Source organism: Mesorhizobium ciceri WSM4083 (assembly GCF_000519305.1).
Lineage (GTDB): Bacteria > Pseudomonadota > Alphaproteobacteria > Rhizobiales > Rhizobiaceae > Mesorhizobium > Mesorhizobium ciceri_B.
Genome location: NZ_JAFG01000003.1, coordinates 1,008,326 through 1,021,226, shown reverse-complemented (window position 1 = coordinate 1,021,226; position 12,901 = coordinate 1,008,326). Strand labels below are relative to the sequence as shown.

Sequence of the window (12,901 nt, the reverse complement as noted above, 5' to 3'; positions counted from 1 at the left end):
GTTCTCTCCGATGGCGAGGCTGCCCGAAGCAGGCAGCCTCTGTTTTTCTTGGCTGGCGCAGCCCGGCTGGATGGGCGCTCGCTTGCAGTCGCTACTTCAGGGCCTCATTTGGGCGGCCAGCTGCCCTGGGCCTTGAGGTCGTCGAAGATGGTCTGGATCGATGCGGCGGCGTCTTCGGGCGTCGTCGTGCCGCCGACGATGCCGGCGATTGCCGAAGACGTGGCGCTCGCGACCTCCGAGGGCCAGATCCAGTCGAGGAACTTGATCGTGTTCGGGAAGGCTTGCTTGCGCAGTTCGACGGCATAGGCATCGTCGACCTGCGGCACGCCCTTGATCGAGGCCGCGATCGGCTGTTCCGGCGCGAGGTAGAGCGTCGCGACCTCGGGCCTTGTCAGATATTCGATGAACTTGATCGCGGCATCGAGCTTCTCGGGCGGGATCGAGGAGGCGACGCACATGCCGTTGTCGGCACCGCCGCCATGGCCAGGCGCGCCCGGCGTTCCGGCCATTTTCGGAAAGGCGAAAACGCCCCATTTGAAGTCCTTGACGCTCGACTGCAGCGACGGGATTTCCCAGGTGCCGCCATAATACATGGCGCTCTTGCCGGCGGCGAACGCCGCACGCATGCCGTCCTGGTCGACGGAAAGCGAATCCTTGGAAAGGATGCCATCATCGACCCATTGCTTGATCAGCTTGAACCCCTCGACATCGGGCGCGTCGGTGAACTTCGCCGTGCCCTCGAGGTTCTTCTGCGTCTTGCCGACCGGGTCGCCCGATGCCTGCGAAAAGGTCTCGAAGTACCACATCGGCCACATCACGGTGTTCGAGCCCTGATGCAGCAGAGGGATCACGCCCGCGGTCTTGAACTTCGGCACGGCTGCCTTCAGGTCGTCATAGGTTGGCGGGACAGGAATGGCGAGCTTCTGAAAGAGATCGACATTGTAGAAGATCGTCGATGTCGACAGCGTCGAGATCGGCACGCCGTAGACTTGGCCGTTGACCGTGAAGGCGCCAAGTGCAGCGGCGTCGATCCTGTCCTGGAACGGCTTGATCTTGTTGGTAATCGGCATCACCAGTTTTCGCCTGACATAGGCGCCATTGGTGTAGAAGGCCGGGCAGGCGATCAGATCCATTTCCTGGTTTGCAAGTTTTGCGGTCATCACGCGCTGGATGGAATCGGTTTGCGGCCCCTGGGCATCCCACTCGACCGCGGCGACGTCGGGGTTGGCCTTGAGGAAGCCGTCGATAACCTGCTGCTGGATTTTCTTCTGCTCGTCCGGCGGTTGGCGCGGCGCGAGTTCGTCGAGCGCCGAGCCGCCGAAGATCTTGAGCGTGATCCCTTCGGCGTGGCCGATGCCGGGCACTGTGATCAGGCCGAGGCCTAGCAGTGCGGTGGCAAGGATGGGAGCGGCGGAACGTTGTTTCGGACGATGGGTCACTCTCTGCTGAAGGGGCATCTGGCTCTCCTTTACGCCAATGCCGAGGGGCAACCTCGGGACCAATATCGTTGATGGTCATATGATCTTGGTCGCCTGTTGATGTTTTTGTCAATCGGCAAGAATGCCTATTATTTCATCGATCGCCCCGCCCCCCTTTCGTGTTCGGCGTGGCCCGTGCGGTGTTCGATTTGCCTGGGCATTGATCTGCAAGAAGATCGGCAAACCGATTGTCGGATGCCGGCTGGTCCCGGTAACGGACAAGCCCCAATCTTCGCGATCTACTTCACGCCGATGCCGGCGGTCAGGCCGCCATCGATCTTGTAGTCCGCGCCAGTGCAGAAGCCGGCCTTCGACGAACACAGGAAAGCGATGAGTTCAGCCACTTCCTCCGGCTCGCCGATGCGCCCGATGGGGTGCGCTTCGCCGAAGCGCTTGTAGGCGGCCTCGACATCGGCATCCGTGCCGTTCTCGCCGCGGGCGGCCTTCTCCAGGATCGGGGTGCGGATCGAGCCGGGGCTGACGGAATTGACGCGGATGCCGGAGCGCGCATGGTCGAGCGCCAGGGCACGCGTCAGCGTGTGGATGGCGCCCTTTGTGGTGGCATAGGCGGCGACGTTCTGCTGGCAGGAAAAGCCCTGCACCGATGCGACGTTGACGATGGCGCCGCCGCCCCTGCGGACCATTTCCGGAATACCGAAATGCGCTGTCAGATAGATCGACCCGACATTGACCGACATCGCCTTGTTCCAGGTCTCGAAATCGGTGTTGACAGCGGTTCCGTACGGATGCACCGCCGCCGAATTGACGATGATATCAAGGCCGCCGAACCGCTCCACGCCGGCCGCGACCGCGTCGCGAACCTGATCGGGCACGGAGACGTCGGCGCCTATGACCAGCGCCCCGGCTGCGGAGCTTCCCAGTTCCGCTTGCAGCGCAGCGTTGGCCGTGCGGTCGATGCCGCAGGCGACGATCGCAGCACCTCCCGCAGCGAGGCGTCTGGCGGTTGCGAGGCCAATCCCGGTCGTCCCCGTCACCAAAGCCACCTTGCCGTCGAAATCCTTCATTGGGAAAACTCCTTCATTCGCTGTCCGAAACCGGTTCCTAGTTTGACACCCATTGTGGTCCAACAATAGGTTGCCGTTCTCTCGCAGAAGGAAGCGGCAATGGAACAGTGCTGGCGCTGGTATGGACCGAACGACCCGGTAACGCTCGATCATGTCAGGCAGGCCGGTGCGACCGGCGTGGTGAGCGCCTTGCACGATATCTATGACGGTCGCGCCTGGCCGCTCGAGAGCATTCTGGAGCGCAAGCGTGTCATCGAGGCCGCCGGCCTGACATGGTCGGTGGTCGAGAGCATTCCGGTCCACAACTCCTTCAAGATCGGCGCGCCGGAACGCGAGCGCTATGCCGGCTACTATCGCGACTCAATTCGCGCGCTCGCCAAGGCCGGCATTGCGACGGTCTGCTACAATTTCATGCCGGTGGTCGACTGGACCCGTACGGATCTCGCCTATAGGCTTTCGACGACGGGCTATGCGCTGCGTTTCGACGCCATCGATTTCGCGGCCTACGATTTGTTTGTGCTGAAGCGCGTCAATGCCGAGGCCGGCTATACCCCCGCCCGCATTGCCGAGGCGGAAGCGCGGCTGAAGGAATTGAGCAGCGAAGCGATCGACAGGATCGAGCGCAACCTGATCGCCGGCCTGCCTGCGACCGAGCGCAGCTATGACAGGGACAGTTTTCGCGAGGCCCTGGCGGACTATGATGCGATCGGACCGAAGGAGCTGCGCGACAACCTTGCCTGGTTCCTGCGCGAGATCATTCCGGTGGCCGAAGAGGAGGGGGTGCGCATGTGCATCCATCCCGACGACCCGCCCTTCTCGCTCTATGGCCTGCCACGCATCGTTTCGACCGCCGAGGATGCGCGTTTCATCCTCGACGCCGTCGACAGCCCCGCCAACGGCCTGACGTTCTGCACTGGCTCCTATGGCACGCGCGCCGACAACGACATCGTCGCCATGGTCAAGGAGTTCGCGGACCGCATCCATTTCGCCCATCTGCGCAACATCACCATCGAGGATGACGGCTCCTTCTATGAGGCCGAGCATCTCGAGGGCGGCACGGACATGGCGCATGTCATCCTCGCTCTGATGCAGGAAGAGGCACGCCGCCGCCGGGAAGGCCGCGCCGATTGGCGTATTCCGATGCGGCCCGACCATGGCCATCTGCTCGCCGACGACATCGGCAAGACCAGGATCAATCCCGGCTATTCGCTGATCGGCCGGCTGAAAGGCCTCGCCGAGCTGCGTGGCATCATGCGCGCCATCGAGCGGTTCGAGCTGGCTTGAGCGGTACCGTCAGTTCGGCTGGCGGATTTACAGGCGATCACGCGCGGTTGCGCTTCCGCTGTGACTTATACGATGTCGCACTGGAAAGTGCGGCCCACGAGAGGCATGGCGGGTAAAGCACGTGTCGGGAAATTATTTGCCGGCAGTTCACAATATGCAGCGCTGACGTTCTTCCATTCGGGCCAGATTGGACTTCTTGTTGCTTTGATCGGCACGCCTTGCGTGTCACTTTGAGATGCATTCATTCTCGAAGCTCTTGCCGGTGGTCGCTTCTACTTCTCCTAAGCCAAGGCAGAGAAAAGAAGGAACCTGACCATGCCCAGAATTGTGCCGGTGCTCGATCTGAGCCGTCTCGAACAAGGTGCGTCCGAGCATCGTACCTTTCTCCTGGACCTGCGCACGGCGGCGCGGGACGTTGGCTTCCTCTACCTCAGCGGCCACGGAATTTCCGCCTCGGAGATCGACGACGTGCTCGATGCCTCGCGCCGGTTCTTCGCGCTGTCGGAGGCCGACAAGCTGGCGATCGAAATGGTCAAATCCCAGCAGTTCCGCGGCTACACCCGCGCCGGTGGCGAACTGACCAAGGGCGCGGCCGATTGGCGTGAGCAACTCGACATCGGCGTCGAGCGCCAGCCCATAGCGCAGGGACCTGGAATTGCACCGTGGACAAGGTTGCAAGGACCCAACCAATGGCCGTCGGCATTGCCGGAGCTCAAGCCGGCACTGCTTGCATGGCAGGCCAAGGCGACCGCGGTGGCGATTCGGCTGTTGAAAGCCTTCGCGCTATCGCTCGATCAGCCCGAGGACGCCTTCGACGCGATCTACCGGGCCTCGCCCAATCATCGCATGAAGATCGTCCGTTATCCCGGCCGTGACGCGGCCGAAGGCGACCAGGGCGTCGGCGCGCACAAGGATGGCGGCTTCCTGACCCTGCTGCTGCAGGACGACAACAAGGGGCTGCAGGTCGAATATGACGGAAGCTGGGTGAATGTGGATCCGCTGCCTGGAACGCTGGTCGTCAACATCGGCGAACTGCTCGAACTCGCATCGAATGGATATCTGCGGGCCACCGTGCACCGCGTCGTGACGCCGCCTGCCGGCGTCGAGCGGATTTCCGTTCCCTTCTTCTTCAGCGCGCGGCTCGATGCGACGATCCCGCTTCTCGGCCTTTCCGAGGAACTGGCGGCGCAGGCGCGCGGACCGGCAAGCGATCCCGACAACCCCTTGTTCCGCGATGTCGGCACCAATGTGCTCAAAAGCCGGCTGCGTTCCCATCCCGACGTGGCACGCCGCCACTATGCCGATCTTCTCGAGGCCGGAACGGCGGGTTCGTGAGGTTAGCGGCGCACGAATTTTTGCCGTTTCATTTATTTTTTGGAATGTCATTCGTCGCCAAGGCTTCAAGATAGGCCCAAAAAGGTAAAATCGTTTAGCGGTTTCCTCCCATTCCGCTGGACGGTGTTCCCCTCTGAAGGTTTTGACCTTCTTTTTGGCCGGGCCGTATTCGAGCCCGGCCATTTTTTTGTCCTGGGGTATCAGGCGCAAAACTGAAATACTGCAAAAGCCCGGCGCAGCGGAACAGAATACCTTCCCGAGTTGGGCTGACCGTCCGATCCTGAGCCAGGATTCGAGCACTGTGCTCGACTGTATCGATCGGCCGGAACATCTTTCATGACACGCAAACAATTGCGCCTCGGCGCCTTCATGCGCCCCGTCAGCCTGCACACCGGCGCCTGGCGCTATCCGGTCGCCTATGCCGACGCCAATTTCAATTTCGCGCATCTGAAACGCTTCGCCCAGACGCTGGAAGCGGCAAAGTTCGACGCCTTCTTCATGGCCGACCATCTGGCCGTTCTCAACATGCCGATCGAGGCGTTGCGGCGCAGCCACACGGTCACCTCGTTCGAGCCGTTCACGCTTTTGTCGGCGCTCGCCGCCGTCACTGACCATATCGGGCTGGTCGCCACCGCATCGACGACGTTCGACGCGCCCTATCATGTTGCCCGCCGCTTCGCCTCGCTGGACCATATCAGCGGTGGACGCGCCGGCTGGAACATTGTCACCACGTCCAACCCTGACGCGGCGCTGAACTTCGGCCTCGACGAGCATGTCGAGCATGATGAGCGTTACCGGCGGGCGCGGGAATTCTACGATGTCGTCACCGGCCTGTGGGACAGCTTTGCCGAGGATGCCTTCATCCGCGACGCTGAAAGCGGGTTCTATTTCGACCCGGCCAGGCTGCATGTGCTCGACCACAAGGGCGAACATCTCTCGGTGCGTGGGCCGCTCAACATCGCCCGGCCAATCCAGGGTTGGCCGGTCGTCGTCCAGGCCGGTGCGTCGGAGGCAGGACGCCAACTGGCTGCGGAGACAGCGGAGGTCATTTTCGCCGCCCATGCCGATCTCGCGGCGGGACAGCGTTTCTTTGCCGACGTCAAAGCCCGTGCGGAGAAACTCGGCCGCTCGCGTGACGACATCAAGATCCTGCCTGGCGCCTTTGTCGTTGTCGGCGACAGCGTCGAGGATGCGAAGGCCAAACGGGCGAAGCTTGACAGTCTCGTCTACTACGAGAGCGGCATCGCCTCGCTGTCGATCGCGATCGGACATGATGCGTCCGGTTTTGATCCCGACGCGCCCTTGCCCGAAATCCCCGAGACCAATGCCTCGAAGAGTGGCCGCGAGCGCGTCATCGAACTGGCGCGCGAGGAGAACCTGACGGTCAGACAACTCGCGCAAAGGCTGGGCGGCTATTCCGGCCTTGCTTTTGTCGGCACGCCTGAAACAATCGCCGACGAGATGGAGGAATGGCTGGTTGCCGAGGGCTCCGACGGGTTCAACATCATGTTTCCCTACCTGCCCGCCGGGCTCGATGATTTTGCCGAGAAAGTGGTGCCGGAATTGCAACGGCGAGGCATCTTCAGGCGGCAATATGAGGGGTCGACACTGCGCGAGAATCTCGGCTTGAAGCGGCCCTCCAACCAGTTTTTCGAATAGAACGCCCTTCGCGGAGAGGTCTCCATGTCAATCCAGTCGAACACCCGCATCGTGCTCGCGGCGCGACCGCAAGGCCGGCCGAAGCCGGATGATTTCCGCATCGAGACGGTTGACCTTGACCAGCCGGGAGAGGGCGAACTGCTGTTGCAGATCCTTTATCTGTCGCTCGATCCCTATATGCGCGGTCGTATGAACGCCACGAAATCCTATGCCAAGCCGGTCGATGTCGACGGCGTGATGGAAGGCGGCACCGTCGCGCGCGTGATGATGTCTCGCCATCCGGAATTTGCTGAAGGCGACATCGTCCTGTCCCACTCCGGATGGCAGAGTTTTGCATTGTCCGACGGTGTCGGGCTGCGCAAGCTCGATCCCGCGGCGGCGCCCATCACGACCGCACTGGGTGTGCTCGGCATGCCGGGCTTCACGGCCTATGCCGGTCTGCTCACCATCGGACAGCCGAAGCCTGGCGAAACGGTCGTCGTGGCGGCCGCCAGCGGCGCGGTCGGGTCGGCCGTCGGCCAGATCGCGCGCATCAAGGGAGCGCGTGCCGTTGGCATCGCCGGCGGCGCCGCTAAATGTGCTTTCGTGCGAGAAGAACTCGGCTTTGACGCGGTCGTCGATCACCGGGCCGACGATTTTGCCGAGCAGTTGAAGGCAGCTTGCCCCGGCGGCATCGACATCTATTTCGAGAATGTCGGCGGTCCTGTCTGGGACGCGGTGTTTCCGCTGCTGAACGAGTTTGCGCGTGTGCCGGTCTGCGGGCTGATCGCGCAGTACAACGTCATCGCGGATGCCGGCGCCGACCGGTTGCCGACATTGATGCAGCAAGTGCTGCACCGCAGCCTGACGATCAGGGGTTTCATCCAGCGCGAATTTGTCGACCAGCGCCCGGCCTTCTATCGTGAGATGGCCGACTGGATATCGTCCGGCCGCGTCCGCTACAGGGAAGATATCGTGGATAGCATCGAAAATGCGCCTCAGGCCTTTCTCGGCCTTCTCGAAGGCAGGAATTTCGGTAAGCTGATAGTGCGTATCGCGGAATAATTGTTGCGCAACGATCAGTCGGGGCTGCCGAGACAATCGCTGTCGCAGCCCGGCGCGACGCCTTTTTTGTTCACCACATCATGAAGGAGGCGACGTCCGCATCCGAGACCTTGCCGGCATTCACGTCAGCGATTGCCTGGTCGACGATCGCGACGCCCTCGGTCATCTCGTCTTCCGTCAGCGTCAGCGGTGGCATGAACTCCAGCACATTGGCCTTCAACCCGACATAGGTGAAGGCCGCACCCAGCTCATAGCCGCGATAGATGATCTTGGCCGTGGTCGCCGCCGCGACCGGCTCACGTGTCGTGCGGTCCTTGACCAGGTCGACGCCGATGGCAAGGCCGCGCCCGCGCACATCACCGATGATCTCATGCCTGGCGGCAAGGGCTCGCAGCGCATTGGAGAACAACGTGCCGATCCGCGCCGAGCGCTCGACTAGGCCCTCCATCTCGATCGTCTTCAGCACCGCGTTACCGGCCGATGTCGCCACCGGGTTGCCTGCGGTCGTCTGCAGAGCGAAGGCCGGCGCATGGTCCATGATCTCCTTGGGGCCGATCACGGCCGACAACGGCAAGCCGCCGCCGATGCCTTTGCCGAAGACGACGAGGTCCGGCGTCAGTCCTTCATGCTGGAAGCAGTGCATCATGCCGCTGCGGGCGAGCCCGACCTTGACCTCGTCGACGACAATCTTGATTCCGTGCTTGCGGCAACGCTCCTGCAATGCCTTGAGAAAGCCGGGCGGCGGCACGATCAGTCCGCCATCCGACATCAACGGCTCGATGAACACCGCCGCGACCTGATGCGGCGGGCAGGTGGTCTCGAACTGGTAGTCGAGCAGCGCAAGCACGTCCTCGCTGCTGAAATTCGGTCGGAACGGATCGGGATAGGGCAGCAGAAGCACGCCCGGCCGAGGCAGCGTGTGGGTCATGGCGGTATGGCCGCTGATGCCCATCGAGCCGGAGAGATTGCCGTGATAGGAACCGATGAACGAGATGAAGCGCGAACGGCCGGTGGCCGCCTGCAGCACGCGCACCGCGCAGTCGTTGGCGTCGGACCCGGAATGGCCGAACCAGACACGCCGTTCGCCTTCTCCGGGCGTGATTGCCAGCAGCCGCTCCGCCAGCGATACGGCGGGCTCGTTCGGGTAAAGCAGCAGGCTGGCGCCGGCCATGTCGCGGATCGACGTCTCGACCGCTTCGACGATGGCCGGATGGCCGTAGCCGAGCACCGCCGGACCGGCCGATCCCGACAGGTCGAGCAGGGAGCGGCCGCCTTCCTCGATCAGCCGGTTGCCCCGGCCGCCGACGACGCTGAGCGGCGAGAAACGCAGCTTGCCGATCTGGGCGATGACCGCGGCATCACGTTCGCGCAGGCTGAGATTGCTCACGACACGGTTTCCGTCTCGAGTGCCGGCAGTGCCGCTGCCAGCCGGTCCGCCCATTCCTCGATGCCGCGCCGTGTCGACAAAAGGTCCTGCCGGATCTCGACGAGGACGGCGGCGATGCCGCGATCGTCGCCATGGATGGGCACGGCGTAGTCGGCGTCGCGGCTGATCACATAGGGCACGTTGGCCGCGACATTGAGCGCCGCGTCGGTGCGCAAGCCGGAAAGGATTGCTTCGGCGAGACCGCTGGCATGGTCATGCAGCACGCCGGCATGCCAGGGCCTGCTGACACCGAGGAAGACCGGCGTGAAGGAATGGATCGTCACGATCCGTGTCTGCCGGCCTGCCTGTGCCCGGCCATCGAGATGGGCGGTCACCCGGTCATGGAACGGCGAAAAGATGATCTCGGCGCGCCGGCTCCGCTCCGTCGCATCGATGCCGACATTGCCGGGAATGTCGGTGTCTTCCGACAGCACCGGAATGCTGCCTGGCGTGCCCAGTGGCCGGTTGAGGTCGATCAGCAGCCGCGAATAGCCGCTGAGGAAGGCCGGAGCATCGAGCTTCGACGACAGCAGACGGGTCACTTCGGCGGCGCCGATATCCCAGGCGATGTGGCGCTGCAGATGGTGGGCATCGAGGCCGAGCTGCCGATACTCGGCCGGCATGTGGTTGGACGCATGCTCGCACAACAGCACGATATCGGAACGGCCGTGCTCGTTGAGGACCTCGACGGCCTCGGGCCAATCTTTTCCGGTCTGTGCGGTCATTAATAGAGCGTCCGGTAGAGATCGCAGATGGAGGCCGGATCGAGACCGGCAAGACGCTCGGCTTCATGTCGCTTGAGGCCGACGAAGGTTTCGATGAAGACAGGCGCGAACCATCCCGTCACGGTGCCGTCGGCCAGCAACGCGTCCAGTGCCGCGGGCAGGGTTTCGGGCAGGCGCACCAGACCGAGACTTGCCCGCTCCGCCTCGCTCATCAGTGTCGGGTCGCCGGTGACCAAAGGTGGCGACGGCAGGCCCGCCTTCAGCCCTTCCAGCCCGGCGCGGATGATCGCCGCCAGCGACAGATAGGGATTGCCGGTGGCGTCCGCCGCCCGGTATTCGATGTTGTATTGCCGCGCCGGATCGCGTCCGCCCATCGTCACAGTCGGGCAGATGCGCAGCGACGCCTCGCGGTCGCGGTCGGCAAGCCAGGTGTAGGACGAGCTCCAGCTGTGCGGCTTCAGCCGGTAGTAAGACGACACGCTCGACGCCGTCATGGCGGTGATGCCAGGCAGATGGCGCAGCACGCCGGCACAGAAGGCGCCGGCTTTTGCGGAAAGCCCTCCGGGCTGCGCCGAATCGTAAGTCACCGGCTTGCCGGCTTCATCGACGAAGCTGAAATGGATGTGGACGCCGTTGCCAACGGCGTTTGGCGCTGCCTTGGGCGCGAAGCTCGCACGCCAGCCGGCATTGCGCGCCAATTCGCGCGTGATTTCGCGGATGGCGACGGCGCGGTCCGCCGCCGTCAGCGCGTCCGCCGGCTCGTGCGTCACCTCGAACTGCTCGTCGCCGAATTCGGCGATGACCACTTCGGGCGCGACGCTGGCTTCCTCGAGCGCCGCCATCAGGTTGGGCGCGAAAGGGTCGGCGCGGCGCAGTGCGGCGAAAGACATCGAATGCGCCGGCGCGAAGCCGCCGTCGGCGACATTGAATTCATGCTCGAAGGCGGCGATGACCGACAGGCCGGTTGCGGCTTTCAAATCGGCCAACGCGTCTTTGAGCATCGTGCGGGTGCAGCCGAGCCATGGGCTGCCATCGAGCTCGACGATGTCGCCGGCGACCATGTCGAACGGAGTCGCCGATCCGGTGCGTGTCGTGCGAAAGCGCGCCTTGAGATCCGGGATCAGCCGCAGGTCACCCGACGAGCCCCAGGGGTTGGGGTCAACGATCGAGTTGAACGGCGTCAGCGACAGATTGGCCTGCAGCCAGCCGACGCCGGTCGTGGCGGTCTTCTGCAACTTGCTTTCTGCAACGAAGCGGCCCCGCGTAACGGCGGAGAGATCCGTGGTAACGACGGCAACCAGAGGCTCGACAGTCGATGTCATGCCGTTTTTCCCAAAGCGTTGAAGCGGCTGACGACCGTGTCGGTGTCGGCCACCCAGCAGTAGCCGCCGAAGGCCTTGAGCGCGATGTCGTGGCGTTCCTGGGTAATGGTGGCGCAGGCATCCGATACGCAAGTGACGAGATAGCCGCGGTCGGCGCCGTCGCGCACCGCCATGTCGACGCATTGATCGGTCAGCACGCCGACCACGACGAGGTAGCGGATGCCGAGGTTCTTGAGGAGATAGTCGACATTGGTCGAATTGAAGATGCCCGACGACGTCTTCGGCAGCATGATTTCGTCGCCAACCGGTGCCAGCGATGCCACCGGCAGTCCTTCGGGGAGGTTGGGCGCAACATGGATCGGTGTCAGCTTGTGGTCGAGCGAGCGGTCACGGCCGTCTTCGGTCAGGCTCTGGATGATGGTGTGCAGCACCTCGACGCCATTGGCCCGCGCAGCGGCCAGCAGGCGCTCCTGATTGGGGATCGTCTGCGAGGATGTCTGCCGGTAGAAATAATGATCGGGGCCACGCTCCGGATGCGACGGATCGGCGCCCGGCTCCAGCCAGATGCGCTGCATGTCGACGAGCAGCAGGGCCGTTTCGCCGGCACGGAAGGCTTCGTCTCGTTTGGGTAGGGCCTGGGTCATGCTTTGTCGTCCTGCTTTGCTGATTTGGGTCCCGGCGTCTTGCGAGGTCCGGGTATCTTGCGCGCGCCGTTCTCTTGCGGGTCGCTGTCGAGTGTCACGGCATTGGCATGCCGCACCTTTTCGAGTCGCTCGATGCGGGCGCGAGCGTCGTCGCCCAGCGTCGAAACGATATGGGCGACCAGCGCCTCCATCTGTGCGATCGCCGGCGCCAGAGTGTCGTAGGGCGAGGCGACTTCGAGCGGGCTGACGATGGTGACTTCGGCGAGATCTGATATCGGCGACAGCCATTGGTCGGTGAACAGGACGATGCGCACATCGAGCGCCGCCGCCTGTTTTGCATAGGCCATCACATCGAGCTGGTAGCGGCGGTAGTCGAAGACGACGAGCACGTCGCGCCGGTCGAGGTCGGCGAGCGTGTCGAAGGTCTGCGGAGAAAGCACGCCGAGATCGCGAACCCCGGAGCGAAACTGCACGAGATAGCCGGCCAGCATGCCGGCGATGTGACGGCTGAACCGGCCGCCGACCAGCACGACCTCGCCCTTGGCCTCCATCAGCAGGCGGGCCGCCCGCTCGTATGTCTGGACGGGTGTCGCGGCGGTGGCTTTCTGCAAGGCCGTGGTGACGCTGTCGAGATAGGCCAGCACGGCGCTGTCGTTGGAGCCGCTCTGCCGCTTGGCCTCCATCATCAGCAGCGGCGAATGCAGCCTTGCCTCGACCTCGGCCAGAAGCTTTGCCTGGAAATCCGGAAACCCCTCATAGCCGAGCTTCATCACCAGCCGCACCACGGTCGGGTCGCTGACACCGGCGCGCCGGGCGAGCGATGAAGCGGTGCCGAGGCCGGAGGTCGGATAGTCCGTCAACAGCAGCCGGACGATCTTCTCTTCCGACGGGGTCAGCGCAAGATCCCCGCGCATCAGAACATCGCGTATCGCCATGGGCCTCCCCGAAATCCGTGTTCT

Annotated in this window: 11 protein-coding genes; 4 read left to right on the top strand and 7 right to left on the bottom strand. The window is 63.5% G+C overall.

What is annotated here, in order from left to right; translation table 11 throughout:
• Positions 1–104: 104 nt before the first annotated feature.
• Together MESCI2_RS0105045 and MESCI2_RS0105040 are read right to left on the bottom strand one after the other, a co-directional pair.
• Positions 105–1,457: an extracellular solute-binding protein gene (locus MESCI2_RS0105045; RefSeq protein WP_027035615.1), complete on the bottom strand. Its 1,353-nt coding sequence runs from the start codon at positions 1,455–1,457 to the stop codon at positions 105–107.
• Between the two features lie 260 nt (positions 1,458–1,717).
• Positions 1,718–2,503, bottom strand: coding sequence for an SDR family NAD(P)-dependent oxidoreductase (locus MESCI2_RS0105040; RefSeq protein WP_027035614.1), 786 nt, complete (start codon positions 2,501–2,503; stop codon positions 1,718–1,720).
• 99 nt (positions 2,504–2,602) lie between these two features.
• Between MESCI2_RS0105040 and uxuA the strand changes: the two genes are divergently transcribed.
• From uxuA to MESCI2_RS0105020, 4 genes are all read left to right on the top strand, one after another.
• Complete coding sequence (gene uxuA / locus MESCI2_RS0105035) at positions 2,603–3,787, top strand: mannonate dehydratase (RefSeq protein WP_027035613.1); 1,185 nt, start codon at positions 2,603–2,605, stop codon at positions 3,785–3,787.
• A gap of 315 nt (positions 3,788–4,102) precedes the next feature.
• The gene (locus MESCI2_RS0105030) at positions 4,103–5,122 is read left to right on the top strand and encodes an isopenicillin N synthase family dioxygenase (protein ID WP_027035612.1); all 1,020 of its coding nucleotides are present in this window, start codon (positions 4,103–4,105) and stop codon (positions 5,120–5,122) included.
• A 336-nt stretch (positions 5,123–5,458) separates the two neighbouring features.
• Positions 5,459–6,781 carry an LLM class flavin-dependent oxidoreductase gene (locus MESCI2_RS0105025; protein ID WP_027035611.1) on the top strand — a complete coding sequence of 441 codons (1,323 nt, stop codon included), beginning with the start codon at positions 5,459–5,461 and terminating at the stop codon, positions 6,779–6,781.
• 24 nt (positions 6,782–6,805) lie between these two features.
• The gene (locus MESCI2_RS0105020) at positions 6,806–7,825 is read left to right on the top strand and encodes an NADP-dependent oxidoreductase (protein WP_027035610.1); all 1,020 of its coding nucleotides are present in this window, start codon (positions 6,806–6,808) and stop codon (positions 7,823–7,825) included.
• A gap of 70 nt (positions 7,826–7,895) precedes the next feature.
• On the opposite strand, the gene MESCI2_RS0105015 is transcribed toward MESCI2_RS0105020, so the two are convergent.
• Genes MESCI2_RS0105015 through MESCI2_RS0104995 form a run of 5 tightly spaced genes read right to left on the bottom strand, consistent with a single transcriptional unit; the run spans position 7,896 to position 12,877 of the window.
• Positions 7,896–9,212, bottom strand: a complete 1,317-nt coding sequence (locus MESCI2_RS0105015; protein WP_027035609.1) for an aspartate aminotransferase family protein — start codon at positions 9,210–9,212, stop codon at positions 7,896–7,898.
• A complete protein-coding gene (locus MESCI2_RS0105010) occupies positions 9,209–9,976 on the bottom strand; it encodes an N-formylglutamate amidohydrolase (RefSeq protein ID WP_027035608.1) in 768 nt (255 codons plus the stop codon). Before MESCI2_RS0105010 ends, MESCI2_RS0105015 begins: the two co-directional genes overlap by 4 nt.
• Entirely contained in the window at positions 9,976–11,298 is a 1,323-nt protein-coding gene (locus tag MESCI2_RS0105005; protein ID WP_027035607.1) for a glutamine synthetase, read from the bottom strand. The genes MESCI2_RS0105010 and MESCI2_RS0105005 overlap by 1 nt, the downstream gene beginning before the upstream one ends.
• Complete coding sequence (locus MESCI2_RS0105000) at positions 11,295–11,942, bottom strand: cysteine hydrolase family protein (RefSeq protein ID WP_027035606.1); 648 nt, start codon at positions 11,940–11,942, stop codon at positions 11,295–11,297. The genes MESCI2_RS0105005 and MESCI2_RS0105000 overlap by 4 nt, the downstream gene beginning before the upstream one ends.
• The gene (locus tag MESCI2_RS0104995; RefSeq protein WP_027035605.1) at positions 11,939–12,877 is read right to left on the bottom strand and encodes a MurR/RpiR family transcriptional regulator; all 939 of its coding nucleotides are present in this window, start codon (positions 12,875–12,877) and stop codon (positions 11,939–11,941) included. The genes MESCI2_RS0105000 and MESCI2_RS0104995 overlap by 4 nt, the downstream gene beginning before the upstream one ends.
• Positions 12,878–12,901 lie beyond the last annotated feature (24 nt).